24 protein-coding genes are annotated in these 25,110 nt (G+C 71.4%); 15 read left to right on the top strand and 9 right to left on the bottom strand.

Translation table 11 applies throughout. The features are described from left to right. Positions 1 to 30 precede the first annotated feature (30 nt). Genes LQF12_RS09785 through LQF12_RS09775 form a run of 3 tightly spaced genes read left to right on the top strand, consistent with a single transcriptional unit; the run spans position 31 to position 2,887 of the window. Positions 31 to 1,008: a FecCD family ABC transporter permease gene (locus LQF12_RS09785; protein ID WP_231055579.1), complete on the top strand. Its 978-nt coding sequence runs from the start codon at positions 31 to 33 to the stop codon at positions 1,006 to 1,008. Next, positions 1,005 to 2,093: a FecCD family ABC transporter permease gene (locus LQF12_RS09780; protein ID WP_231052748.1), complete on the top strand. Its 1,089-nt coding sequence runs from the start codon at positions 1,005 to 1,007 to the stop codon at positions 2,091 to 2,093. The genes LQF12_RS09785 and LQF12_RS09780 overlap by 4 nt, the downstream gene beginning before the upstream one ends. Further along, positions 2,090 to 2,887, top strand: a complete 798-nt coding sequence (locus LQF12_RS09775) for an ABC transporter ATP-binding protein (RefSeq protein WP_231052747.1) — start codon at positions 2,090 to 2,092, stop codon at positions 2,885 to 2,887. Before LQF12_RS09780 ends, LQF12_RS09775 begins: the two co-directional genes overlap by 4 nt. 1 nt (position 2,888) lies before the next feature. On the opposite strand, the gene LQF12_RS09770 is transcribed toward LQF12_RS09775, so the two are convergent. Further along, entirely contained in the window at positions 2,889 to 3,644 is a 756-nt protein-coding gene (locus LQF12_RS09770) for a M23 family metallopeptidase (protein WP_231052746.1), read from the bottom strand. 82 nt (positions 3,645 to 3,726) lie between these two features. On the opposite strand from LQF12_RS09770, the gene LQF12_RS09765 reads away from it, so the two are divergent. From LQF12_RS09765 to LQF12_RS09755, 3 genes are read left to right on the top strand one after another with little or no spacing between them, the layout of a single operon-like run. Next, entirely contained in the window at positions 3,727 to 4,143 is a 417-nt protein-coding gene (locus tag LQF12_RS09765; protein ID WP_231052745.1) for a nitroreductase/quinone reductase family protein, read from the top strand. A 31-nt stretch (positions 4,144 to 4,174) separates the two neighbouring features. Further along, complete coding sequence (locus LQF12_RS09760; RefSeq protein WP_290370679.1) at positions 4,175 to 5,998, top strand: glycoside hydrolase family 15 protein; 1,824 nt, start codon at positions 4,175 to 4,177, stop codon at positions 5,996 to 5,998. Then, a complete protein-coding gene (locus LQF12_RS09755; protein ID WP_231052743.1) occupies positions 5,995 to 7,431 on the top strand; it encodes a glucose-6-phosphate dehydrogenase in 1,437 nt (478 codons plus the stop codon). The genes LQF12_RS09760 and LQF12_RS09755 overlap by 4 nt, the downstream gene beginning before the upstream one ends. 32 nt (positions 7,432 to 7,463) lie before the next feature. Here the strand turns inward: LQF12_RS09755 and LQF12_RS09750 are convergent, their stop codons facing one another. Continuing rightward, positions 7,464 to 7,877, bottom strand: a complete 414-nt coding sequence (locus tag LQF12_RS09750; protein WP_231052742.1) for an adenosine deaminase — start codon at positions 7,875 to 7,877, stop codon at positions 7,464 to 7,466. Between the two features lie 70 nt (positions 7,878 to 7,947). Between LQF12_RS09750 and LQF12_RS09745 the strand changes: the two genes are divergently transcribed. Then, complete coding sequence (locus tag LQF12_RS09745; protein WP_231052741.1) at positions 7,948 to 8,868, top strand: exodeoxyribonuclease III; 921 nt, start codon at positions 7,948 to 7,950, stop codon at positions 8,866 to 8,868. 50 nt (positions 8,869 to 8,918) lie between these two features. Here the strand turns inward: LQF12_RS09745 and LQF12_RS09740 are convergent, their stop codons facing one another. The 3 genes from LQF12_RS09740 to LQF12_RS09730 all read right to left on the bottom strand — a co-directional run bounded on the left by LQF12_RS09740 (position 8,919) and on the right by LQF12_RS09730 (position 14,743). Further along, a complete protein-coding gene (locus LQF12_RS09740) occupies positions 8,919 to 9,695 on the bottom strand; it encodes a class I SAM-dependent DNA methyltransferase (RefSeq protein ID WP_231052740.1) in 777 nt (258 codons plus the stop codon). An 88-nt stretch (positions 9,696 to 9,783) separates the two neighbouring features. After that, the gene (locus tag LQF12_RS09735) at positions 9,784 to 14,196 is read right to left on the bottom strand and encodes a lamin tail domain-containing protein (RefSeq protein ID WP_231052739.1); all 4,413 of its coding nucleotides are present in this window, start codon (positions 14,194 to 14,196) and stop codon (positions 9,784 to 9,786) included. A gap of 247 nt (positions 14,197 to 14,443) precedes the next feature. Next, a complete protein-coding gene (locus LQF12_RS09730; RefSeq protein ID WP_231052738.1) occupies positions 14,444 to 14,743 on the bottom strand; it encodes a DUF1540 domain-containing protein in 300 nt (99 codons plus the stop codon). A 366-nt stretch (positions 14,744 to 15,109) separates the two neighbouring features. On the opposite strand from LQF12_RS09730, the gene LQF12_RS09725 reads away from it, so the two are divergent. Genes LQF12_RS09725 through LQF12_RS09715 form a run of 3 tightly spaced genes read left to right on the top strand, consistent with a single transcriptional unit; the run spans position 15,110 to position 17,938 of the window. Next, the gene (locus tag LQF12_RS09725; protein WP_231052737.1) at positions 15,110 to 15,526 is read left to right on the top strand and encodes a DUF488 domain-containing protein; all 417 of its coding nucleotides are present in this window, start codon (positions 15,110 to 15,112) and stop codon (positions 15,524 to 15,526) included. Next, entirely contained in the window at positions 15,523 to 16,509 is a 987-nt protein-coding gene (locus tag LQF12_RS09720) for a pirin family protein (protein WP_231052736.1), read from the top strand. Before LQF12_RS09725 ends, LQF12_RS09720 begins: the two co-directional genes overlap by 4 nt. Before the next feature lie 40 nt (positions 16,510 to 16,549). Further along, on the top strand, positions 16,550 to 17,938 hold the full coding sequence (locus tag LQF12_RS09715) for a mycothione reductase (RefSeq protein ID WP_231052735.1): 1,389 nt from the start codon (positions 16,550 to 16,552) through the stop codon (positions 17,936 to 17,938). Between the two features lie 10 nt (positions 17,939 to 17,948). On the opposite strand, the gene LQF12_RS09710 is transcribed toward LQF12_RS09715, so the two are convergent. Next, on the bottom strand, positions 17,949 to 18,503 hold the full coding sequence (locus LQF12_RS09710; protein WP_231052734.1) for a YbjQ family protein: 555 nt from the start codon (positions 18,501 to 18,503) through the stop codon (positions 17,949 to 17,951). Between the two features lie 104 nt (positions 18,504 to 18,607). Here LQF12_RS09710 and LQF12_RS09705 point away from each other — a divergent pair, with 104 nt between their 5' ends. Beyond that, a complete protein-coding gene (locus LQF12_RS09705; protein ID WP_231052733.1) occupies positions 18,608 to 19,774 on the top strand; it encodes a Gfo/Idh/MocA family protein in 1,167 nt (388 codons plus the stop codon). 90 nt (positions 19,775 to 19,864) lie between these two features. Here the strand turns inward: LQF12_RS09705 and LQF12_RS09700 are convergent, their stop codons facing one another. Next, the gene (locus LQF12_RS09700) at positions 19,865 to 20,545 is read right to left on the bottom strand and encodes a DUF899 domain-containing protein (protein ID WP_231052732.1); all 681 of its coding nucleotides are present in this window, start codon (positions 20,543 to 20,545) and stop codon (positions 19,865 to 19,867) included. A 78-nt stretch (positions 20,546 to 20,623) separates the two neighbouring features. On the opposite strand from LQF12_RS09700, the gene LQF12_RS09695 reads away from it, so the two are divergent. Then, positions 20,624 to 21,229 carry a TetR/AcrR family transcriptional regulator gene (locus tag LQF12_RS09695; RefSeq protein ID WP_231052731.1) on the top strand — a complete coding sequence of 202 codons (606 nt, stop codon included), beginning with the start codon at positions 20,624 to 20,626 and terminating at the stop codon, positions 21,227 to 21,229. A gap of 26 nt (positions 21,230 to 21,255) precedes the next feature. Further along, entirely contained in the window at positions 21,256 to 21,660 is a 405-nt protein-coding gene (locus tag LQF12_RS09690) for a QcrA and Rieske domain-containing protein (protein WP_231052730.1), read from the top strand. 23 nt (positions 21,661 to 21,683) lie between these two features. Here LQF12_RS09690 and LQF12_RS09685 read toward each other — a convergent pair whose 3' ends face one another. After that, the gene (locus LQF12_RS09685; protein ID WP_231052729.1) at positions 21,684 to 22,172 is read right to left on the bottom strand and encodes an SRPBCC domain-containing protein; all 489 of its coding nucleotides are present in this window, start codon (positions 22,170 to 22,172) and stop codon (positions 21,684 to 21,686) included. A gap of 80 nt (positions 22,173 to 22,252) precedes the next feature. On the opposite strand from LQF12_RS09685, the gene LQF12_RS09680 reads away from it, so the two are divergent. Beyond that, entirely contained in the window at positions 22,253 to 22,714 is a 462-nt protein-coding gene (locus tag LQF12_RS09680; RefSeq protein ID WP_231055650.1) for a hypothetical protein, read from the top strand. Positions 22,715 to 22,719: 5 nt separating this feature from the next. Here the strand turns inward: LQF12_RS09680 and LQF12_RS09675 are convergent, their stop codons facing one another. Continuing rightward, positions 22,720 to 23,559, bottom strand: a complete 840-nt coding sequence (locus LQF12_RS09675; protein WP_231055578.1) for a LysR substrate-binding domain-containing protein — start codon at positions 23,557 to 23,559, stop codon at positions 22,720 to 22,722. Positions 23,560 to 23,759: 200 nt separating this feature from the next. On the opposite strand from LQF12_RS09675, the gene LQF12_RS09670 reads away from it, so the two are divergent. Then, positions 23,760 to 25,109, top strand: coding sequence for an MFS transporter (locus LQF12_RS09670; RefSeq protein ID WP_231052728.1), 1,350 nt, complete (start codon positions 23,760 to 23,762; stop codon positions 25,107 to 25,109). Position 25,110 lies beyond the last annotated feature (1 nt).

The following is a 25,110-nucleotide window of genomic DNA, read 5'->3' as shown; positions in this document are numbered from 1 at the left end:
AGCGTCCTCCGACGCTCGCGGCGGGTGCGCGTGCTGGCACTGCTCGTCCTGACGGCGGTCCTGGCCGCGGCGATGGTGGTCTCCGTGGCCTACGGCTCGCGTGAGGTGGGCCTGGACGACATCCTCGCCGCTCTCGGAGGATCGACCGAGGGCTTCGACGCCGGCGCTGTGGCCCGGCGGATCCCACGCACGTGGCTGGCCGTGGTGGCCGGGGCCGGGCTCGCCGTCTCCGGCGCCGTGATGCAAGGGGTGACGCGCAACCCCCTGGCCGACCCCGGCATCCTCGGCGTCACCACCGGCGCCTCGCTCGCCGTCGTGATCGGCCTGGCCTGGTTCGGGATCGCCACGGCCACTGCCTACATCGCCTTCGCCATCGTCGGCGCGGGAGTCACCGCCACGTTCGTCTACCTCGTCGGCTCGCTCGGGCGCGACGGTGCCACCCCACTCAAGCTCGCCCTCGCCGGAGCCGCCACGGCCGCGGCACTGGCCTCACTGGTCACGGCCGTGGTGCTGCCCCGTCAGGACATCGCCGAGGGGGCGACCTCGTGGCAGATCGGCGGCGTCGGCGGGGCCACCGCGACCTCCTTGACCACCGTGCTGCCCTTCCTCGTCGTCGGCTTCGCGCTGTGCCTGCTGATGGCCAAGGGCCTCAACACCCTCGCCCTCGGCGACGACCTGGCCGCCGGACTGGGGGAGCGGGTGGCACTGACCCGGGGCTTGGCCGCGCTCGGCGCCGTGGTGCTGGCCGGGGCGGTGACCGCCGTGACCGGTCCGATCGCCTTCGTCGGCCTGGTGGTGCCGCACGTGTGCCGCCTGCTCGCCGGGCCGGACCACCGCTGGCTGCTGCCGCTCTCGGCGCTGGGTGGGGGCATCCTGCTCACCGTCGCCGACGTCCTCGGGCGGGTCGTGGCGCGCCCGGAGGAGGTCGATGTCGGCATCATCACCGCCGTCGTCGGCGCGCCGGTCTTCATCGCCATCGTGCGCCGGCAGCGGGTGCGGGCGCTATGACCGACCTGCACCCCGCCCGCGCCGCACACGCCGCCTCGGTACGGATCGCCGCCGGCCCGGCCACCGTCTCCCTCGCCCGCCGCAGCCGGCTCGATCGCACGCGCCGCCGCCGGGTGGTCATCGGGGTGCTGGTGGCCCTGATCGTGGTGCTCTACGCCGTCAGCCTGATGGTCGGTCAGTCCTTCTACACCCCCGGCGAGGTGGTGCGGGTCATCCTCGGCGAGCAGGTGGACGGGGCCACGTTCACGGTCGGCACCCTCCGCCTTCCCCGCGCAAGCCTGGCCCTGCTGACCGGCCTGTGCTTCGGTCTGGGCGGGGTCACCTTCCAGACGATGCTGCGCAACCCGCTCGCCAGCCCCGACATCATCGGCATCTCCTCCGGCGCCAGCGCCGCCGCCGTGTTCTCCCTCGTGGTGCTCGGGCTGACCGGACCGGTCGTCTCCGCGGTGGCGATCGTCGCCGGCCTCACGGTGGCCCTCGCCGTCTATCTGCTCTCCTACCGCCGCGGCGTGGCGGGGATGCGCCTGGTGCTGATCGGCATCGGCGTGGGGGCGATGTTCGACTCCGTGATCTCCTGGGTGCTCGAGCGTGCGCCGCAGTACGAGCTGCAGGAGGCCATGCGCTGGCTTACCGGCAGCCTCAACAGCGCCAGCTGGGACGACGTGGTCCCGGTGCTGGCCGCCCTGCTCGTGGCCGGCCCGCTGCTGCTGGCCCAGGCGCGCAACCTCGGCGGCCTCCAGCTCGGCGACGACGCCGCCGCCGCGCTGGGGATCACCGTCGAGCGCACCCGCGTGGTGGCGATCATCGCTGCCGTCGCCCTGATCGCCTTCGCGACGGCGGCCGCCGGCCCGATCGCGTTCGTCGCCTTCCTCTCCGGCCCGATCGCCGCCCGCATCGTCGGCCCCCGCGGATCGTTGCTGGTCCCGGCGGCACTCGTGGGCGCCACGATGGTGCTGGTGGCCGACCTCGTCGCCCAGTTCGCCGTGGGCACGCGCTTCCCGGTGGGCGTGGTGACCGGGGTGCTCGGCGCGCCCTACCTCGTCTACCTCATCATCCGCACCAACCGCACCGGAGGCGCCCTGTGACGCGGGACCGTCAGCTGCTCGTGGAGCAGCTCAGCGTCGGCTATCACGAGCGCACCGTGATCGAGGCGCTCGACCTGACCGTTCCCCCGGGCCGCATCACCGCAATCGTGGGCGCCAACGCGTGCGGCAAGTCCACGCTGCTGCGGGCGATGTCCCGGCTACTGGCGCCGCGCGGGGGGCACGTGCTGCTGGACGGGCGGGCGGTGCACCGGATGCCGGCCAAGCAGCTCGCCCGCGAGCTGGGACTGCTGCCGCAGGCGCCGATCGCTCCCGAGGGGATCACCGTGTCCGACCTGGTCGGGCGGGGCCGCCACCCGCACCAGCGCATCCTGGCCCGCTGGTCATCCGCTGACGACGAGGCCGTGGCCGAGGCGCTGGAGGCCACGGCGACGGTCGATCTCGCCGACCGTCCTGTCGACGAGCTCTCCGGTGGTCAGCGCCAGCGCGTGTGGATCGCGATGGCGCTCGCCCAGCGCACCGATGTGCTGCTGCTGGACGAGCCGACCACGTTCCTGGACGTGAGCCACCAGATCGAGGTGCTCGACCTGCTCACCGACCTGAACACCTCCCGCGGGACCACCATCGTGATGGTGTTGCACGACCTGAACCTCGCGGCCCGCTACGCCGACCACCTGATCGCCCTCGGTGAGGGGGTGCTGCGCGCCGCCGGTCACCCCTCGGAGGTGCTCACCCCGGCCCTCGTGCGGGACGTCTTCGGGCTCGACAGCGAGGTCATCCGCGATCCGGTCTCCGGCACGCCGCTGATGGTGCCGAAGGGTCGCCACCACTCCTAGGTCAGGCCCTGCCCACCCCGGCCGGCCCTCGCCCGATCAGCCGCTCGAAGCGCCGCGGGACGCCCTCGGTGACCGGTGTGATGACGGTGCGGCCCGGCGCGGGCCGGTCGACCACGTCGTAGGAGGCGAACGCGCACGGCAGCCCCTGGGCCACCCGCAGGTCGGCGGAGTCCATCAGCTGCAGGTGCAGGTGCGGCATCGTGGAGTTGCCGCTGTGCCCGACCCGGCCGAGGAACTCCCCGGCCCGCACCCGCTGCCCGGAGCGCACCTGCGCGCTGTGACGCTGCAGGTGTCCGAGACCGACGAACACCGGCCGGCCGCGGTGGTCGGCGGCGCGCAGGATCAGGTGGTTGCCGAGCACCGCCGCCATCTGCAGCGGGCTCTCGGGCCGGAACGTCAGCGCCGTGTGCGTGCTCCGGGCGGCCTCCCGGGCCGGGTGCACCCAGGCGCGCTCTCGCACACCGTCGACGACCCGGATCACCTCCGCCTCGCAGGGGGAGTGGATGGGCTCGCCCCAGCCGTAGAACTCCCGGGTGGGCGCCCCGGCCACCAGCATCCGCCACGTCGGGGCCGGATGGGCGTGGAAGCCGGGCCGCTGGTCCACCTGCACGAAGTCGTAGGCATAGCGCTGCCCGAGCAGGTCCGTGCCGTGGCTGGGGACCCGCGCGGCGGGGGTGGTCACCGCGGTCCATCCGGAGCCGCGCAGCGGGAAGTCGACCACGACCGGGTCGTCGAGGTGGGTGGGGCGAGGGGGCACGGTGCCGACCGTAGCGGGTCCGCGCGGCCGAGCGCCGCGCCTGAGACGGAATAGCAGGCCGGCGCCCGGGAGTTCTCCCAGCATGGACTTCAACCAGCAGATCATCGAGGCGTTCCGCGCCAACCACGGTGTGGTCACCGAGCCTGTCGACTTCGGCAGTTCGCTCGTGCTCGTGCACGTGCCCAAGAAGGACGGCACCGAGCGTGTGACCCCGCTGGCTGCGATCGAGCAGGAGAGCGGCTGGCACGTGGTCGCCTCCGCCGCCGGCTCCCCGCGCCACCCGGCCTGGGTGTTCGGCCTGCGCCGCGCGCAGAGCGTGCCGATCGAGGTCCCGGGCGATCCGATCCGTACCCTCACGGCCACCGTGAGCGAGCTGGAGGAGCCGGCGCGAGCAGCGATGTGGGAGCGCTTCAAGGCGCTCTCGCCCGGCTTCGCCGGCTACGAGGCCAAGGCCGAGGGCAGGGTCTTCCCGATCTTCCGCCTCACCGGGCGGGACTGACCAGCCGCCTCCCACCCCCGGTGGCTCGATTGTGACCGGTGCTCGCGCGTGGTTGGCTGGCCGCATGACGGCTTCCATCGGTGACTACGCCCTCCTGGCCAACCTGCACAGTGCGGCCCTGACCTCCTCCGCCGGCAGCATCGACTGGCTCTGCCTGCCGCGATTCGACTCCGACTCCGTCTTCGCCGCCATCCTCGGCACCGAGGACCATGGCCGGTGGCAGATGGCCCCCGCCGGTGGGACGCTGACCGAGCGCTCCTATGAGCAGGGAACGTTCGTCCTGCGCAGCACCTGGGAAACCACGACCGGCGCGTGCGAGATCCACGAGTTCATGCCGATCGACGGTGACCGCGCCGATATCGTCCGGATGGTGCGCTGCACGCGCGGTAAGGTCACGATCGAGCACGACCTGCGGCTGCGACCCGAGTACGCGGACACCATGCCGTGGGTCCGACGCGACAGGGACGAGAACGGCGAGGCGATCACGCTCGCCGTCGCCGGGCCCGACGCCTATGTGCTGCGCGGCCCCCTCCTGACGGCCACCGACCACCACCACAACGTCTCCCTCACCCTCGCCGAGGGTGAGCAGGCGGCGTGGGATCTGACCTGGTCGCGTTCCTACCGGCCCCTTCCCCCGGCGCTGGACCTGCAGACCGCGCTGGAGCAGACCCGCACCTACTGGCGGGAGTGGATCGGCCAGGCGAGCACCTCCGGCCCGTGGGCGGACGCCGTCGAGCGGTCGCTGCTGGTCCTGCGGGCACTGACCCACGCCGAGACCGGCGGCATCGTGGCCGCCCCGACCACCTCGTTGCCGGAGGACCCCGGCGGGGTGCGCAACTGGGACTACCGGTTCTGCTGGCTGCGCGACTCCGCCCTGACGCTGGAGGCGCTGCTCGCGCACGGACGCACCAATATCGCCCACCACTGGCGGGACTGGCTGCTGCGCGCCGTGGCCGGTGACCCGGACGACCTGCAGATCATGTACGGGATCGCGGGGGAGCGCCGCCTGCCCGAACGCATCCTGGACCACCTGCCCGGCCACCTCGACTCCCGGCCGGTGCGGGTGGGCAACGGCGCCGTGGACCAGTTCCAGGCCGACGTCGTCGGGGAGGTCGTCATCGCCCTGGACAAGCTCCGGCGCGCCGGCGTGGACGAGGACGACTTCTCCTGGTCGTTGCAGCGGGCGATGATCGACTTCGCGGCCCGCCACATCGGCCGCAAGGATCAGGGGCTGTGGGAGATGCGCGGGGAGCCGCACTACTTCACCCACTCACGGGTGATGGTGTGGGCCGCCCTGGACCGCGGCGTGCGGGCCGTCACCGACTTCGGACTGCCCGGGCCGGTGGAGGAATGGACCAGGCTGCGCGAGGAGCTGCGGCAGGAGATCCTCACCCACGGCATCAGCCGCAGCACCGGGGGCTTCGTCCAGCACTACGACACCGACGAGGTGGACGCCTCGCTGCTGCAGATCCCGCAGACCGGGTTCGTGCCCTACGACGATCCACGCATGCTCGCCACCGTGTCCCAGATGGAGAGCGAGCTGATGCACGACGGGCTGCTGCTGCGCTACCGCACCAACGGCACCGACGGCCTCACCGGCGATGAGTACCCGTTCCTGGCGTGCTCGTTCTGGCTGGTCGAGCAGTACGCCCTCAGCGGCCGGGTCGAGGACGCGACCGCGCTGATGGAGCGGCTCGTGGGGTGCACCACGGATCTCGGCCTGCTCGCCGAGGAGTACGACCCGGCCGGCCGGCGGCAGATGGGCAACTTCCCGCAGGCCTTCTCCCACCTCGCGCTCGTGCGCGCCGCAGACGCCCTCGAGAGCGTCGACCCCACTGATCGGAGCTCTCGATGACCTGCACCCTGGTGATCCTCGGCGCCTCCGGCGACCTGACGAAGCGGCTGCTGCTGCCGGGCATCGGCTCGTTGCTGGAGCGCGAGCCGGAGCGGGAGCTGCGCATCGTGGGCTCGGACCGGGCCGAGATGAGCGACGATCAGTTCGGCGACCTGCTGGTCAGCAGTCTCACCGCCGGAGGGGCACCGGAGGCGGTGGCACGCAGGATCGCCGACGACGCAGCGTACGTCTGCGCCGACGCCACCTCCGCCGAGGAGGTCCGCCAGGTGCTCGAGGGCGCCGCACGCTGCTCCCTCGGCTTCCGTACCGGGGGTGCCCGGCGCACGCAGCCGCAGCCCGGTGACGGCGTCGGTCACCTCGTCCTCTACTTCGCCCTCCCGCCGGCGGTGACCGAGAAGGTGTGCCGCACGCTGCAGGAGGTGGACGTGCCCGAGGGTCTGCAGCTGGCCATGGAGAAGCCCTTCGGCCGGGACGAGGAGAGCGCGAGAGCGCTGAACGAGCTCGTAGCCACCCTGGTCCCGGAGCAGCAGGTGCACCGGGTGGACCACTTCCTGGGCAAGTCGACCGTGCTGGACCTCATCGCGCTGCGGTTCTCCAACCGGCTGTTCCAGGCGGTGTGGAGCGCGGAGCACATCGAGTCGATCGAGATCGCCTACGACGAGTCCCTCGCGCTGGAGAGCCGCGCCGGCTACTACGACCACGCCGGTGCGCTGCGGGACATGATCCAGTCACACCTGCTGCAGGTGATGGCGCTGGTGACGATGGAGCCGCCGGCCCGGATCACCGACCGCGACCTGCGCGACGCCACCGCGGCGGTGCTGCGCGCCACCCGGCTATGGCAGCAGAGCCCGGTGGCCGCCAGCAAGCGCGCCCGCTACACCGCGGGACAGGTGGGCGATCGAGCGGTGCCGGCCTACGTGGACGAGGACGGCGTCGACCCGGGGCGTGAGACCGAGACGCTCGCCCAGGTCACGGTGGAGGTGGCCAACCCGCGGTGGGCCGGCGTGCCGATCACGTTGCGTTCGGGCAAGGCGCTCGGTGAGACCCACAAGCACGTGGTCATCACCTTCGCGGACGTGCGCCACCTGCCGGAGGGCCTCAGCGGCGCCGATACCAAGGACCGGCTCGTGATCGGCCTCAGCCCCGATGTGATGGAGCTGCGCATCACCACCAACGGAACCTCGGACCCGTTCGCGCTGGAGCAGAGCGTGTTCTCCACCACGCTGCGCGAGGCCGAGCTCGAGGCCTACGGCGAGGTGCTCGCCGGGATCCTCGACGCGAACCCGATGCTCACCGTCCGGGGCGATGCCGCCGAGGAGTGCTGGCGCATCTGCGATGAGGTGCTGGCGGCCTGGGCCGGGGACGAGGTGCCGATGGAGGAGTACCCCGCCGGTTCGCCCGTGCCGCGCTCCTGGGGCGCCGCGCTGAACTGAGCCCAGTGGTCGCGCCGGTCAGCAGACCGCGCTCACTCCTCGCCGTCGCGTATCTGCAAGGCGGCTTCCTCGGCCGGTTCGGCGCCGTAGTCCTTCGGGTGCGTGGCGCCCATCTCCGCCGGTCCACCGAGCACGTCCTGCTCGGCCGGGATCGCGTCCGGGTCGTCGCCTCCGACCGAGGCCGGCTCCTCCGCTCGCTCCTGGGCGGGCGTCTGCGGGGCACCGTAGGCGCTGTCGGCCTCGGGCTCCTCCTGCGCGATTCGTTCCTCGATCGTCTCGTCCAGGTTGCCGCTCTCGGCGTACTCCGGATGCACCGGCTGACGGTCCGGCGGGCTCCACGGCACGTCATCGGTGGACTCCGGCTGATCCAGGTAGACCTCGGCCTCGGCTTCCTGCTCCGGGGTGCGGGCGTGGGTACCGGTCTCGTCCTCGTCGTGATTCCTCATGCCTCCACCGTGCGACGGGCGGGCCGTCTCGGCAACCCGAGGCGCGGTGCAGCGCGTCTAGGGTGGAGCTGTGCGCATCGCTTCGGTCAACGTCAACGGCATCCGCGCCACCCACCGGCGCGGCTTCGGTGACTGGATGACCTCCCGGGACTGTGACGTCCTGACGATGCAGGAGGTGCGGTGCAGCGCCAGGGATCTGCCCGAGGGTGCCTTCGGCGGGTACCACGCGACCTACGAACCGGGCACCATCGCCGGGCGCAACGGCGTCGCGATCCTCACCCGCCGGCGCCCGGCCGCGGTGCGCACCTGGGGCGCACCGGTGCTGGTCTCCGGGCCGGGCCGGGCGCCCTCGTGGTGGGAGCCCGATCCCGCGGGCACGCTGGCGCGCGGCCTCAGCCGGTACGCGCGCGAGGGCCGCTACCTCGAGGCCGATCTCGCCGACGCCCCCGTCACCGTGGCCACGCTCTACCTGCCCAAGGGCGGACTGCCGGCCCGGCTGCAGCAGCCCGGCCGGATGCGGGAGGCGCCCGACGATGGAGCGAAGTACGCCCGCAAGATGCACTTCCTCGAGGTCTTCGCCCGCCAGCTCTCGCGGTCGCGCCGCGCCGCCCGGGCCCGCGGCCGCGAGTTCCTGCTCACCGGTGATCTGAACATCGCCCACACCCGCCTGGACGTGGCGACCTGGCGCCGCTCGCAGCAGGCCGAGGGCTTCCTGCCGGAGGAGTGCGCCTGGCTGGACCGGCAGCTGAGCCCGCGCACCCTGGTGGACGTGGTCCGCCGTCTGCACCCGCAGGCCGAGGGACCCTACTCGTGGTGGAGCTGGCTGGGCGGGGCCTACGAGCGCGACACCGGGTGGCGGATCGACTACCACCTGGCCACCCCCGGCCTCGCCCGCCGGGCAGTGAGCGCCGAGGTGGACCGGGACCATCGCGGAGTCAGGCTCAGCGACCACGCACCGGTCGTGGTCGACTACGCCGGCGAACCGAACTGACGCTCCTGGCGCACGCCGTGCCACATCTGGCACGGCGATCGTCTCCACCGTCAGTCGTGTTCAGCCACAGCCCGGTAGACGCTCACGTGCGAGCCGGACTCCGCGGTGAACGGGGTGCCGGCGAAGTCCGCATCCCGCGACTCGAGCTCGAAGCCCGCCAGCTTCGCCATCAGGTCGAGCTCGGCCGGCCAGATGTAGCGGTGCGGGGAGCGCACCAGCTCCGCCTCCTGCCGGCTCGCGTCGCCGGAGAAACGCAGGTGGTGGGAGACCACGTGCTGGCGGAGCAGGTCGTAGGTGTCGAACAGCACGTACCCCGGCTCGACCACCCCGACGGTGGCCTGCTTTCCGGGCGGCAGACTGCGCAGCTCGGGGACCCACAGCTCGATGAGGAACCGGCCGCCGGGGCGCAGGTGCGCCGCGGCGTTGCGGAAGCACGCCACCTGCTCGGCCTGGGTGAGCAGGTTGGAGATGGTGTTGAACACCAGGTAGACCAGCGAGAACTCACCGGGCACCCGGTCCCTCGCCATATCGCCGATCACCACGGGGATCCGCTCGCCGTCCTTCTCCCGCAGCCGCCCGGCCATGGCCGCCGACTGCTCGATCCCGCTGACCGGCACCCCGCGCTCGGCGAGCGGGATCGCCACCCGGCCGGTGCCGATCGCCAGCTCCAGCGCCGGTCCGTCCCCGGCCAGCTCGGCCAGCCGGTCCACCGTCGGGGTGAGCACCTCCGGGGCGAACATGCCCTCGCCTGGGGTGTCGTAGCGAGCGGCGGTGGCCGCGTCCCAGAGGAGGCCGGGGTCTGGCAGGGCAGCGGTGTGGTCGTCCATGACTGCCATCGTGGCCACCACGACGACGGGCGGTCCACCCCTTTTGCCGAGGTGGACCGCCCGCAGCCTGTCGGCGTGGTGGTGGGGGTCAGCCCATCGAGCGGTTCCGGCGCCGCACCAGGATCGCGCCGATCAGGGCGAGGAGTCCGGCGGCGACCAGCAGGGCCCCCACCGAGGCGCCCGTGGTGGCCAGGTCTCCGCCTGGCCCACCCTCGGCACCGTCCGAGCCGCCGGCCGAGCCGCCGTCCGAACCATCGGCACCGTCCGAATCATCGGCACCGTCCGAATCATCGGCGCCGTCCGAACCATCGGACCCGTCGGGCCCGCCCGCTCCCTCGCCGGTCACCACGAAGGTCATGACCTCCGAGGCGCTCACGGCACCGTACGGGTCGGCCGTCTGCACGAACCAGCCGTACTCACCCGGCTCGGTGAGCGTCCAGATCGCCGAGAGCGTCACCGACCCGTCCGGGTTCGGCACCGGCATCCGCGCCACCGAGCGCTGCCCGTCCGCACCCGCACCGGGCGCACTCGCCGCGCCGATCCCAGTCGCGACGTCGTCGAAGGAGGCGATCACCGTCTCACCGAGCACCTCGGCGGTGAAGGACTGCGTCACCAGCTCCCGGTCCTGCGGGGTGATGCGCAGGTCGGCGTAGGAGATCGAGAAGTCCTGGTACAGGTAGGGGTCCTCGTCCGGCCCGAGCAGGTTCGGGTCGTCGGAGTTGTACCGGTCCTCCGACGGGCTGAACGTGCGCACCGACATCTGCTCGGACTCGTTGTCGAAGTGGAGCAGGCGCAGGTAGCCCAGGCCGCCCTCGGGCAGGCCCTGGTAGTCGAACAGCATCGAGTGCACCTTCCGGTCCTCGACCCCGTCACCGTCGTCGTCGAAACCATCCACCCGGAGGAAGGCGTCGTGGTAGTGACCGGAGGTCACCATCCGCACGTTCGGGTTGGTCGCGACCACCTCGTCCATGATCTGCTGCGGGATCGGGCCCAGGCCACCGGTGGTGAGCATGAACTCGTGCAGGTTGACCACCGCCACCCGCTCGGGGTGAGCGGCGAGGACCTCGTTCATCCACTCGATGTGCTCCTCACCCGGGTCCCAGCCCATGTAGAGCATGAGGAAGTCGATCCCGCCGGCACTGATGAGGTCGTAGTGGCCACGGTTGTCCTGGAAGGACTCGGCGTACCACGGGTTGGCCGAGAACCGGTCCGCCCCGAACCACCGCGAGTACTCGGTGTAGTCCGAGAGGCCGCTGCCCACGTCGTGGTTGCCGGCGAGCACCCCGTAGGGCAGCCCGGCCTCGTCGAAGCGCGCGTACTGCGGATCGGCGTTCTCCCACTGGTAGGGCTGGTCGAAGTCGTCGACGATGTCGCCGGTGTGGATCACGTACTGCAGGTTGAGCTCCTCGCGGCGCTCGAGCAGGTAGTCGTGGATGGCGACCTGATGGTTGTAGAACTCCTCGTTGTAGTACTGGGTGTCGGACTCCCAGGCGAGGGTGAAGTCGTACTCGCTGCGCGGGGTGTCATCCGGGTGGTACGGCTCGAGGTCCTCGCGCGGGGTCTGGTCGAGACCGGCGAAGCCCTCGGAGTGCTGCACCAGCACGGTCACCGCACCCTCGGCAGCGTGATCGCCGACGGCGACCGTTCCGCCCAGGGAGATCTCCTCACCGTCGGCCGTGGTCAGGTGACGGTCCACCTCGACCCAGGCTCCGCCGTCGGCTGCCAGGGCGTACAGGATCACCTGGGCATCGGCGTCAGCCGTGCCCTCCCAGGCCACACGCACATCCGCCTGCTCGCCCGCCTCGGCCGGCACCTGCACCTCGAACTGGGTGAACGGGAAGGCCGACTCCGAGGTGACGGGCTCCAGGCCGGCGTCGGTGGCCAGATCGGCCGCTGTGAGCACGCTGCCCTCGCGCTCGAGGGCGCCCGCGTCCTGGGTGGTGCCCTGAGTGGTGGTGATCTGCTCATCGCCCAGGTCGTAGCGGTAGCCCTGCCGGAACTCCACGTCCAGCGGGTCGCCGGTCGGGTCCGAGACCGAGGCGGTCAGCTCCACATCGCCCGGAGCCACCTCGGCGCCGTCGGTCGGTGCGGTCACGGCGCCGGTGGGCATCTCCTCGGGGACCGCGAAGGTGGTCACCGACTCGGTGGTGTTGCCGCGCGCGTCGGTGGCGGTGATGGCCAGCTCGTGCTCGCCGGTGGCCAACTCCACCGAGGAGGTGGGGTGCGGCAGGTCGATCTCCTCACCGTCCAGCTCGGCGGTCACGGTCTCCACACCGGAACCCCCGTCGGTGATCTCGGCGTCGAGGACGATCTCGCCCTGGTAGGTCTCGCCGTCGGTCACCGACGGCCTCACCTGCGGTGCGGTGTTGTCCACCACTACGGTGGCGGCTGCCTCCAGCTCGCCGTCGGTGGCGCGGATCTCGTGTTCACCGTCGGCCACCGCGGTGGTGTCCCAGGCGTGGGCGAGGGCGGTGTAAGCGTCGTCGGGGATGGTGAAGACCGAGTCGTAGAAGTCGTTCTTGCCGGTGGAGTCACCCATCGCGATGGTCTGGTTCGGGTCGTCGTAACCGGCCGGGGTGAGGGTGCGCCCGTCGGGGAGCAGCAACCGCATCCCGGATATGACGAAGTCGTCATTGTTCTCGTCCGGGTCGATCTCCGGTGCGGCCTTGGTGCCCGACCAGATGCTGACGGTGAGGTCCTCGTCCTGGCTGAGGTACTCCAGCGGCACCGGGGTGGACATGGTGACCGTGTCGGCGTAGGTGCCCTCGTCGAAGATGTAGAGGACGTCCTCCCCGATGCGCACCCCGTTGCGGAAGTAGAAGTCGGTCTGGGAGACCTCGAAGACGAACTGCGGCGCCCGCTCCAGGCTCGCCTGGGTCGGTACGGACGTGCCGTCGATCGCGAGGTCGAGGGTCGGGGGGTAGGTCTCGCCGGCGGCGGAGATGCTGGTGGTGCCGGAGACGAACTCGTCGTCGGCCACGTTCAGCCGCAGCGGTTCGGTGGACGCGCCCGCCACCGGCACCTCGACGGCGTCGGTGGTCACGGTGTTGGTGCCGTCGGTGACCGTGAGGGTGTAGGTGTAGCTCGACTTCCCGGTCAGGTCGGCCGCCGAGATGGTGGTGCGGTACAGGTCGTCGCCGGCGTGGGTGAGGCTGATCTCGCGCGCGGGGGCCCCGGCATCGCTGTCCACGTCGTTGGTCAGGCTCAGCGTCGCGGTGCGGACCTGGACGTCGTCGGTGAGTTCGAACTCGAGCGTGAAGTCCTGGGCCGGGTCGATCTCGGCGGGGGTCAGGTCCTCGATCACCGGGTTGGTGGTGTCGGCCTCGACGACCATCAGACCGTCGGGGACCTGGTCGGCCTGCACGCGCCCGGGGGTGGCCGGGGCGGTGTCGAGCAGGGTCTGCAGCTGCAGGTCGTCGGAGACGGCGTACCGGATGCCCTGGTCGGGGGAGGTGTCGTCGGTCTCGGTCATGTTGTAGTAGGCGCGGTTGACGTCGAAGCCGGTGTTGGTCCGGATCGCCAGGCCGCGGGGGGAGCCGTTCGCCATGCCACCGGCGAAGATCTCCACCAGGTCCTCGCCGAGGGTGAGGTCGGAGCCGAAGTGCGCGTTGAACTCGGCGTCACCGAGCTCGTCGTTCTGGCCGTTCTTGATCCACAGCACCAGGGTGTCGGCGGGGTCGATGACCACATCGCGCGGGACGCTCGGCCAGTGCGCCTCGTTGGTGTTGGTCGTGACGTCCTGCGGGTAGAGGTACGTCAGCGCGTAGTCGGCGAAGTCCACCGGCTCGGAGGTGGCGTTGTAGACCTCGATGAACTCGTATCCGTCCGCGGTGCCCACGTTGCTGGAGTCCGGGAGGACCTCGGTGACCTGCAGGGGAGCGGTGACCAGGTCCGGATCGGGCTCGGGGGCCGGCTCCGGCTCGGGCCCGTCCGGCGGGTCGGCCGGCACCAGCTGCTCGGCGGTGACGGTGCCGGGTGTCGGCGTGGCTCCGGTGGCGAGCTGGGGGTAGGAGGACTCCTCGGTGGTGGCCGGCAGCTGGAAGGTGGCGCTCTCGTCGTTGCCCAGGCCCTCGATGTAGTACGACCACGTGGTGTCGGTGGCGCCGGTCACCCGGATGCCCCGGCCGCCGCCGTTGGCCATTCCGTTCTGCCCGGTGGCGTGGGCGAGCGGTGCATCCGCGGCCAGGCCGGTGTGGGCGCGGAAGTCGGCATCGGTGTAGTCGAAGGAGTTGACGCCGGAGCCGCTGTCGTAGCGCAGCCACACGACCAGCGTGCCGCCGGCCTCGATCTGCGTGACTCCCTCCACTATGAGAGAGGTGTCGCCGCTGGTGTCCGGTGAATCGCCGTAGATGTAGGCGAACTCATAACTGCTCAGGTCGACGGCGGAGTCGCTCGGGTTGTGCAGCTCGAACCACTCGAAGTGGTCATAGCTCGCGTTGTTCGGCACCACCTCGGAGACGAACAGTGCGTCCCGTTCGGCAGCCGCGGCCGGAGCGGCCACAGCGGCGCCCAGGGCTGCGAGGGAACATGCGGTGACGGCGGCGAGGAGCCGGCCTGATCTGCTGGCCACGGAGGGAGCCTTCGGTTCGGGGGTGTGGACCCTCGAACGCTAGAGCGGCCCGGCGAACGCCCGGTGACCAGCAGGGGACGGGCCGATGACGAGCAGGCGATATCGCCTGCTCGGTCCGTGGGGCCGGGTCGGTCGTGCGTGGGCTCAGCCGCGGCCACGGCTGAGCCCACGTGCGGCATCAGTGCGGGGAGTAGGTCAGGCAGTCGGCCTCGTCCGAACCGGCCCCTACCCGGACCGAGGGCGCGGTGCACTCCAGCGAGGAGTTGTGCGCGCAGTCCGAGCGCTGGCAGGCGCCGACGTGGGTGACCACCTTGTCCAGGCCACCCTTGGAACTGAGCGGGATGAAGGTGGCGCAGTGCGCGTCACCGGGGGAGCCGGCGATCGTGACCGCTGCCGCGTGGCAGTGCGAGTGATCGTTGTAGGAGCAACCCTCCACCGAGCACTCGGTGACGGTGGGCATATCCGCGAGCGTACTCATTCTGGTGACCTCCCGTGCGTAGGGACTTTTGTCGAGAATAGACCCGGATCGAGGGAACGGAAAGTGCAACGGGCAGAATTCTGGACATTCTTCTTTTCGCGTCGTCCACGTCACCATTTTCGATTTCTCTCGGCCGGTTCAGGAAATAAGGTTTGTCTTACCTGAGCAATTCAATCGCCTCTGCGGTGGGCCCGGCCGCAACGCCGGGTTCGCGCGACCGGTACGACACGCATGCGTGGAGTGCGGGGCGATGCTGCCGCAGACCGGCGCAGCCGTGTCGATGCGGTCACGCGGGATGGCCGGTGCGATCGGTGCCGTGCCGCGATCGATGCCCTGCGGGGCCCCGCGAGCGCGCACAATGGATCCATGCGCCTCGCTCGCGTTCACGACGCCCTCGACCCCGGCGATGGCGCGCGCGTGCTCGTGGATCGGCTGTGGCCCCGCGGAATCCGCCGCGACGATCCGCGTACGGGCACGTGGATGCCCGAGGTGGCGCCCAGCCACGAGCTCCGGCGATGGTACGGCCACGCCGGTGAGCGCTTCGAGGAGTTCGCGGCGCGGTACCGCGAGGAGCTGAGCGCACCACAGAGCCAGCAGGCGCTCGCGCATCTGCGCCGGCTGCTCGCCGCGGGCGAGGTGACGCTCGTGACGGCCACCCGGGAGATCGAGGGTTCCCACGCCGTCGTGCTGGCCGAGGTGCTGGCCCATCCGGTCCGGCTGAGAGCCGGCGCCGAACCCCGCCCACCCCGGAACCGACCGACGAGCAGAACGGAGCAGCGATGAGCAATGTGGAGGCCCGGCCGCAGGAGGTGGTGTGCACCACCAGCCGGGGAGCAGGCATCCAGGTGCTCGAGCCGCGCGATGTCCCCCTCGGGGGCCCGCGGGCGATGTCGGTGCGGCGCACCCTGCCCCAGCGGGCACTCTCGCTCATCGGTGCCTGGTGCTTCCTCGACCACTACGGCCCCGACGACGTCGCCTCGACCGGTGGCATGGACGTCCCGCCGCACCCGCACACCGGGCTGGCCACCGTCAGCTGGCTCTTCTCCGGCGAGATCGAGCACCGGGACAGCGCCGGCCACACGGCGCGGATCGGGCCCGGGGCGCTGAGCCTGATGACCGCCGGCGCCGGGATCAGCCACTCCGAACGCTCCACCGCACAGACCACCACGCTGCACGGGGTCCAGATGTGGGTCGCGCTACCCGAGATTGCCCGGTTCGGGGAGCGCTCCTTCGACCGGTACGAGCCGCCCGTGGTGCAGGGGGAGGGTTACCGCGCACAGGTCTTCCTCGGCAGCGCACTCGGCGGCTCCTCACCGATCACCACGCCCACCGACCTGCTGGGGGCGGAGGTGGTGCTCGAGGCCGGTGCCGGGGTGACCGTGGACCAGCCCGGATTCGAGCTCGGGGTGCTCGTCGACTCGGGTGAGGTGACCATGAGCGGGTCCCCGGTCCCGGCCGGCCACCTGGGCTTCCGCGAAGCACGCGAGGAGACCCTGGTGATCGAGGCCGGCGAGCGCGGCGCACGGGTGGTGCTCTTCGGTGGGCCCCCGTTCGGCGAGGAGATCGTCATGTGGTGGAACTTCGTCGGTCGTGATCACGACGAGATCGTGGAGTTCCGCCGCGCGTGGCAGCGCGAGATCGGCGCCGAGACCGGCGGCCCGCACCGGCCCCGGTTCGACCTGCCCAACGATCCGGGCCCGGCGCTGCCGGCGCCCGAGCTGCCGCCGGTGCGGATCCGTCCCCGGGCGGCGCGCCGCTCGCTCTAGGCTTGACCCCGCACCCCTGCCCCGCTGGAAGGACCTTGCCGTGCCGCATGTCGATCTGCTGCTGATCGGAACCGGATCGGGCAACTCGATCCTGAACGAGGAGTTCCGCGACCGGTCCGTGGCGATCGTCGAGCGCGGCACCTTCGGCGGCACGTGCCTGAACGTCGGCTGCATCCCCACCAAGATGTTCGTCCACACCGCCGATGTCGCCGCCACTCCCGCCGCCTCCTCCCGGCTGGGCGTGGACGAGACCCTCGACCGTGTGCGCTGGCCCGACATCCGCGACCGGATCTTCGGCCGGATCGACCCCATCGCCGATGCCGGCCAGGTCTACCGCGCGAGCCACCCCGACAACGACCACGTCACCCTGTATCGGGGCACCGCCCGGTTCACCGGGCCGCGGCAGGTGGAGGTCGAGCCTGCCGACGGCGGGGCACCGGTCTCCCTGAGCGCCGACGAGGTGGTGGTCGCCGCGGGCGGGCGCCCGGTGGTCCCGGACATCGACGGTCTGGTCGAGGCCGGGTTCCACACCAGTGACACGATCATGCGGCTGGAGAGACTGCCCGAGCACATGACCATCCTGGGCGGCGGGTTCGTGGCGGCCGAGCTGGCGCACGTTTTCTCCGCGTTCGGGGTCGCGGTGACGGTGATCAACCGCTCCGGCGCGCTGCTGCGGGCCGAGGACGAGGAGATCTCCGAGCGCTTCACCCACCTCGCCCGCCGGCGCTGGGACGTACGGACCGAGACCCGCCTGCGCCGGGTCCACCGGCAGGGGGAAACCCTCGAGCTGGAGCTGGACGGCCCGGACGGCCCCACCACCCTGGTCACCGGCGAGCTGCTGGTGGCCGTGGGCCGCAAGCCCAACACCGATCTGCTCGATGCCCAGGCGGGCGGGCTCGGTATCAACCCCGCCGGCCTGCTGGTGGTGGACGAGTACCAGCGCACCACGGTCGAGGGGGTGTGGGCGCTCGGTGACATCAGCTCGCACTGGGAGCTCAAGCACGTGGCCAACCACGAGGCGCGGGTGGTCCAGCACAACCTGCTGCATCCGGAGGCGCTGCGCGCCGCCGACCACCGGTACGTCCCGCACGCCGTGTTCTCCTCCCCGCAGGTGGCCGCCGTCGGGATGAGCGAGAAGCACGCGCGGGCCCGCGGCATCGAGATCTCGGTGGCCCGCCAGTCCTACAGCGACATCGCCTACGGCTGGGCGATGGAGGACACGACGGGCTTCGCCAAGCTCGTCGCCGAGAAGGGCACCGGCCGCCTGCTGGGCGCCCACATCATCGGGCCGCAGGCGTCCACGCTGCTGCAGCCGCTCATCCAGGCGATGAGCTTCGAGCAGGACGTGCGCGAGCTGGCGCGGGGTCAGTACTGGATCCACCCCTCGATGCCCGAGCTGGTCGAGAACGCGCTCCTGCAGCTCGAGTGAGATCGCCCGGCTACAGGTAGGGGTTCTGCGGCGGGTCCGGCGGAGCTGGGGTCTGTCCGTAGGGAGCCGACGGTTGCGACGGCGGAGGGTTCTGCCCCTGCGGGCTCTGCTGCGGTGCCTCGGCCCCGTACCCGGCCGCCGGCGGCGGGACAGGGCCTGACCCGCCCTGGCCGGCCGGGACGGACTCGATCCCCCCGCGGGCTGCGATCTGGGCGGACTGCACCGTGTGCCCCTCCTCGGTGCCGGCCAACGGCACGGCGTAGACGGCGGTGCCGTAGGCGCACACCTCGGAGAAGGACTGGGCGATGTCGCCGGTGTCGAAACGCATCCCGATCACCGCGTTCGCGCCGCGCCGCTGCGCCTCGGTGACCATCCGGTTCATCACCTCCTGGCGGGACTCGTAGACCAGCCGGGTGTACTCGGTCACCTCGCCGCCCCCGAGCGAACGGAAGCCCGCGACGAAGTTCTGGCCGATGTTGGCCGCCCGCACGGTCAGCCCCATCACCTCACCCATGACGGCATCGATCCGGTACCCGGGGATCTCATTCGTGGTCACAACGATCATGGGCCCATCCTGGCACCTGCCTGCGCGCGGCAACCAGCGGCAACAGGTGACCGGACGCCGTCGGGGGCTCCTAGGCTGCCAGGCACACGAACGAGGGAGATCAGGTGACGGGCGAAGTCCGGATCGGAATCATCGGCTACGGCGCGCAGGGGTCGACGTACGCCAGGATGCTGGGAGAGGGCCAGATCGCCGGTGCCCGGCTGGCCGCCGTCGCGGAGGTCGACCCGGACCGGCGCGAGGCGGTGCGTACGGCGCACCCGGAGGTCCCGCTGTTCGCGGACCACGACAGTCTGCTCGGCAGCGGCGCGGTGGACGCGGTGATCACCACCATCCCGCACTACCAGCACCCCGAGGCCGCGATCGCGGCGCTCGCGGCCGGGCTGCACGTGCTGGTGGAGAAGCCGGCCGGGGTCTACACCTCGCAGGTGCGTGAGCTCAACGAGTTCGCGGCCACCAAGCCGGACCAGACCTTCGCGATCATGTTCAACCAGCGCACCAACCCGCTGTACCGGCGCATCAAGGAGATCGTCGACGCCGGAGAGATCGGGAAGATCCGCCGCTCGAACTGGATCATCACCACCTGGTGGCGCCCACAGGGCTACTACGAGCAGAGCGCGTGGCGCGCCACCTGGGGCGGCGAGGGCGGTGGGGTGCTCGTCAACCAGGCCCCGCACCAGCTGGACCTGTGGCAGTGGATCTGCGGGGTGCCGCAGTCGGTCTTCGCCAAGGCCGCGTTCGGCTTCCGGCGCGACATCGCCGTCGAGGACGAGGTGACGGCGCTGGTGGACTACGGCGACGGCGCCACCGGCGTGTTCATCACGGCCACCCACGACCTCATCGGCACCGACCGGTTCGAGATCCTGGGGGACCGGGGCAAGATCGTCGTCGACGGTTCGGCCACGGCCACGGTGACCCGCCTGACCGAGGACGAGCGCGTCATCAGCGACGGTGTCGCCAAGGAGGACGTGCGCCGGATGTTCCAGGGCCAGCTGGGCCTGGACGAGAAGATGCAGACCGAGACAATCTCCTTCGACTCCGCCTGGGGTTCGCAGCACGCCGAGGTGATCCGCAACTTCGCGGCCCACATCAACGACGGCGAACCCCTGCTCGCGCCCGGGACCGACGGGATGAACGGCGTGCGACTGGCCAACGCCATCCACCTCTCGGCCTGGCTCGGCCGGGAGGTGCCGCTGGACTTCGACGAGTCCGAGTACCTCGCCGAGCTCAACGCCCGGATCCGCGAGGAGGGGCAGTTCCCCGAGCGGAGCTGAGAGCAGATCCGTCGCGCGTTGCCCCGTTCTGTCGCATGTGACTCGGTCGAGGCGACAGGATGCGGCAACTCACGCCCCGCCGTCGGGAGATCAGGCCTGCCCGTACGCGGCGGCGATCTCCTCCGACCCGGTCCAGCCGGAGTAGGTGGGGCGCTGGGGCCAGCCGGCGGGGGAGTCCTGCCACTCCTCCTGCCGGCCATAGGGCAGCAGGTCGATCAGCGGAAAGGTGTGGGAGAGCTGCTCGGTGCCGCGCCCGTCGGTGTGCCAGGTGCGGTAGACGTCGTCACCGTCCCGCAGGAACACGTTGACCGCGAAACCCTCGCCCGGGCCGGCGCCCATGTCGGCCCCGAACTCGCTGCCGGCGGTGGAGTACCAGGTCATCCGGTTGCCGACCTTGTCCGCGTAGGCGAGCGCTTCCTGGATCGGGCCCTGGGTCACGATCACGAATCGTGCGTCGTAGTTCTCCAGGAACTCCAGCCGCGTGAACTGTGAGGTGAAGCCGGTGCAGCCGGGGCACTGCCACTCGGCGCCAGGGTTCCACATGTGGTGGTAGGTGATCAGCTGGGACTTCCCCGCGAAGAGCTCGGCCAGCCGGACCGGGCCGTCGGCTGCCTCCAGCGTGTACTCAGGAAGCTTGACCATCGGAAGCCGCCTGCGTTGCGCCGCGATCGCGTCGAGCTCGCGGGTCGCGGCCTTCTCCCGCGCACGCAGGTCAGCGAGCGCCGATCGCCACTCGTCGTGCGGGACCACCGGTGGGCGGGACATCGTCATCGAACTCAGCTCCTATAATGTGAACGCTGTTAACACAGATGCTGACATGGTAGACATCGAACGGAGAGCGGACAAGAGATGGCGGCCCAGCAGGCGTCCTACCACCACGGCAACCTGCGCGCGGACCTGGTCGAAGCCGGATTGGCCCTGGTGCGGGCCGGCGGGCCGGAAGCACTCTCGCTCCGGGAGGCGACCCGCTCCGTCGGGGTCACGCCCAGCGCGGCCTACCGCCACTTCTCCGGCCGGCCGGACCTGCTCGCCGCGGTCTCCTCCGCCGTGCACGAGCGGATGGCGACCGCGATGCTCCGGCACTGGCCCGCGCAGGACGGGCGCGCCTGGGAGCGGCTGTACGCGGTCGGAATCGGGTACATCGAGTTCGCCCGCGCCGAGCCCGGGTGGTTCGCCGCGTTCTTCACCCCCGACGGCGTCCGGTCACCCGACCGGGTGCCGCCGCCGTTCGCGCTGCTCACCGAGGCACTGGACGGGATGGTCGGCGCCGGGCTGCTGAGCGAACATGCCCGGTATGGTGCGGAGTGGCCCTGCTGGTCGGCCGTCCACGGGTTCGCGCTGCTCGCCAGTTCCGGGCCGTTGCGCCACACGTCGGCCGTGGAGCTGCGCCACCTGGCCGATCAGACCGTCCGGACGGCGATCGCGGGAATCTGTGCGGAGTCGCCGGTGCGCTGAGGGCCGGCTCCGGTACCCTCGGGCTCATGAGCTGCCCGAACCGCCGTCAGGTCCTGATCGCCACCGGGTCCGGGGCGGCGGCCCTCACGCTCGCCGCCTGCTCCGAGGCGGCTCCCGACCCCGATCAGGTCGGCGCCGGCACCGTGCTGATCTCGCTCAGCGAGGTCCCCGTCGGGCAGGCGGCCGCGGTCACCACGGCCGAAGGTGCGGAGATCATGGTGGTGCGCACGGCCGAGGACGAGGTGCACGCCTTCTCGGCGATCTGCACCCACCAGGGCTGCTCGGTGCGTCCGCAGGACGGCGAGCTGTACTGCCCGTGCCACGGCTCCCGCTTCGACCAGTCCACCGGGGAGGCCACCGACGGGCCGGCCGAGGACCCGCTGCCCGAGGTGCCGGTCGCGATCGAGAACGGCAACGTCGTCACCGCCTGAGCACAAGCGAAGCCTGCCGCCGGTCAGCCCAGCTCCAGGTAGTGCTCAGCGAGCGCGGGCCAGTACTCGTCCCAGTCCGGCATCGGGGCGCCGGTGCGTGCGGCCACCAGCCGGTCGAGGTAGTAGTCCCATCCGGGCCCGATCGTGCGGATCTCCTCGCCCTGCTCGAGGAGGTGGGCGAAGACGATGTGAGTGCGACCGTCGACCTCCTGCAGGTCCACCCGCAGGCGCCACAGGCCGGCCTCACTCGCCAGCTCGACCTGCACGCGGTGCGGCGGGTGGCAGTTGAGCACGGTGACCTGCTCCGGCTCCGCGCTCTCCTCGGCGTTCATGGTGAACTCGACGGTGCCGCCCTCGCCGACGTCCTCGCCCGACCACGTCCCGATCCAGGCGGTGGTGCCCTCGGCAGTGGTGAAGGCGGCCCACACATCCTTGATGGGTTCATCGAGCTCACGCTCGAAGACGAGCTCCAGTCCGCAGTCGTCGTTGCGCAGATATCCGGTGGCGTCCATCCCCCCATCCTGGCCGATGGTGGGTGCCAGGGCATACAGACGCGAGGCTAGGGTGGCGGGAGACAGAGGGAGGTCGACGCATGACACAGCCACCACCGCCGGGCACACCCGGTGATCACCCGCCCGGCTACGGGCCGCCGGCCTACGGGCAACCCGGCTACGGGCAGCCAGGGCCGGGCCGGCCGGGATCCGGGCCGCCCACCGGCTACGCCGGCGCGCCGCACCCGGCGAACCGCCGCCCAGGCCTGTTCGACACCAGTTTCGCCGTCTCCACCATCGCCACCACCGCGCGACCCGCCTTCATCGGGGTGATCCTGCTCGCGGGCGCACTGGCGTTCGCCGGCCTGCTGTCGGCCATCGCCGACTTCTCCCAGCTGCGGTACGGCGGGGCGGTCTACGTGCTGCTCGGCCTCAAGGAGCTGGTGCTCTACGGTGCACTCGCGTTCGCGGTGCTGACCCTCGGCCGGCTGCTCATCGACCACGTGGTCCAGTCGGCCGCGCAGCGGCGGCCCCGCGCGCCGGAGGGCTCGGCCGGCGACTGAACCGGTCAGTGCCGGCCGAGGATGGCCGAGCTCAGCGCCTCCACCGGCTCCCGCGCCGCTCGCGGGTTGTCCACCAGGGTCATGTCGATGTCCCCGAGCTCGGGCAGCCCGCAGGAGGCGGGCATGATCACCAGATCGGCGGGCACCAGGCTCTGGGCCATCACCGTCACGCCCAGGCCGGCCCGCACCGCCGCGAGCACGCCGTGGATCTCGCGCGTCGTGCACGTCACCCGCCAGGTCCGGCCGGCGCGCTCGAGCACGCCGGTCGCGGTGTTCCGGGAGGGGCTCGGGTTCGGGTAGGTGATCAGGGGGACGATGCCGCCCGGAGCCAGCTCCATGCTCTCCAGGCCGACCCAGGCGAGCCGGTCGCGCCGCACCAGTCGTCCGCTGGTTTCGTCCGGGAGCTGCTTGATGAAGACCAGGTCCAGATGTCCGGCCAGCAACCGCCGGTGCAGCACCTGGGACTGGGAGATCGTCAGTTCCATCGTGATCCGCGGGTGCAGCTGGCGGAACTCGCGCAGGATGCGCGGCAGCTGGGTCAGCGCGAGATCGTCGGCGGCGCCGAACCGCAGCCGGCCGGCCATCGCCGAGCCGGTGAAGTACGCGCTCGCCTGATCGTGAGCGGCGAGGATCGTGCGGGCGAAGCCGGCCATCGCGCGGCCGTTGTCGGTGAGGGTGACCTCGTGGGTGTCGCGGATCACCAGCCGCCGGTTGGCCGCCTTCTCCAGCCGGGCCACGTGCTGGCTGACCGTGGGCTGACTGATGCCCAGACGCTGCGCGGCATGGGTGAAGCTCAGCACCTCGCTCAGGGTGAGGAATGTGCGCAGCTGGACCGGGTCGAACACGGAACCGTCCCTCATCTCTTCGTATCGATTCGACCACGGTAGGACCAACTATTGCGTTACGCAATGTCCCTTATAGGTCGTATGTCGTGGATTAATGACGGCGTAGGTCCGTACGGTGGACATGTCGCCTCCTCCGCGGGGGCCGCCCGCCGGCCGCATCGCGGTCGCCACCTCCCACCCTCCTCGTGAAGGACTCCTCCGTGCGCCCGGCACAGCCCGCCCCGCCCTCCGTCCGACCTGCCGCGAAGCCCCGCTCCGGGGTGTTCGCCGCCCTGGGTCTGCGCAACTACCGCAAGTACGTGACCAGCCAGGCGCTGACGAGCACGTGTGGCTGGGCCTCCCGGGTGGTCCAGGACTGGCTCGTGCTCGAGCTCAGTGGCTCGGCCGCCCTGGTCGGCCTGACGGTCGCGCTGCAGTTCGCCCCGATGCTCGTGCTCGGTCTCTTCGGCGGCGTCATCGCCGACCGCTACGACCGCCGGCGCATCCTCATCGTCACCCAGACGCTGTTCGGGATGTTCACGCTCGTGCTCGGCGTGCTGACGCTCCTGGGTGCCGTCCAGGTGTGGCACGTGCTGCTCGCCGCGTTCGCGGGCGGGCTCACGATCGTCATCGACAACCCCGCCCGGCAGGCCTTCGTGCACGAGATCGCCGGGCCCGAGCACCTGCGCCGTGCCATCAGCGTCAACACCTCCGTCTTCCAGCTCGGCGCACTGGTCGGGCCCGCCTTCGCCGCCGGCCTGATCGCGCTGGTCGGCAACGGCTGGGCGTTCATCGCCAACGCCCTGGCCTGCGTGATCGCCGCCGGGCTGATCTTCTCGATGCGCCGCTCCGAGCTCTTCCCGGCTCCGCGTGCGCGCCGCGCCAAGGGGCAGCTGCGTGAGGGGTTGACGCACGTGCGCCACCACCCGGAGATCCTGTGGGCCTGCGTGCTGGTGGGTTTCGTGGCCCTGACAGGGGTCAACATGGCCACCGTGCTCGCCGCCTACGCCGACGAGATCGTCGGCGCCGGGGCGAGCGGCTACGGGATGCTGACCTCCACCCTCGCGCTCGGTTCCATCACCGGCGCCCTGCTGGCCGGCCGGGCACGGCGCCTACGGCTGCGCACGCTCGTGCTCGGGGCGGTCGCGCTTGGGCTGCTGCAGCTGCTCGCCGCCGCCGCCGGGGCGGTCTGGCTGTTCATGGTCGTGCTGTACCTGATGGGGCTGACCTGCCTGCTCTACCTGACCCGGTCCAACACCCTGGTCCAGACCAGCGCCGACCCGGCGATGCGCGGACGGGTGCTCTCGCTCTACGTGCTCATCAACATGGGTGCCCAAGCGGTCTCGGGCCTGATCATCGGCGCCGTCATCGAACTGGGTGGCGCCCACTGGGGCCTGGCGGCCTGCGCCGCCGGCCCGCTGGTGGGGGCAGCCGTCGTCGGCTCGATCCTCGCCCGCCGCGGCCACCTGCGCCCGGTGCTGCGCCGCACGGACCTGCGGGCCGGCCGATGGCACGCGCCCGCGGTGCGGCTGGACTTCCAGCCCCGGTCCGATCTCACCCATGCCGCCTGAG

Origin of the sequence: Ruania suaedae (assembly GCF_021049265.1) — a bacterium.
In the GTDB taxonomy this organism is placed as follows: Bacteria; Actinomycetota; Actinomycetes; order Actinomycetales; family Beutenbergiaceae; genus Ruania; species Ruania suaedae.
This window is presented reverse-complemented; position numbering and strand designations above follow the sequence as displayed.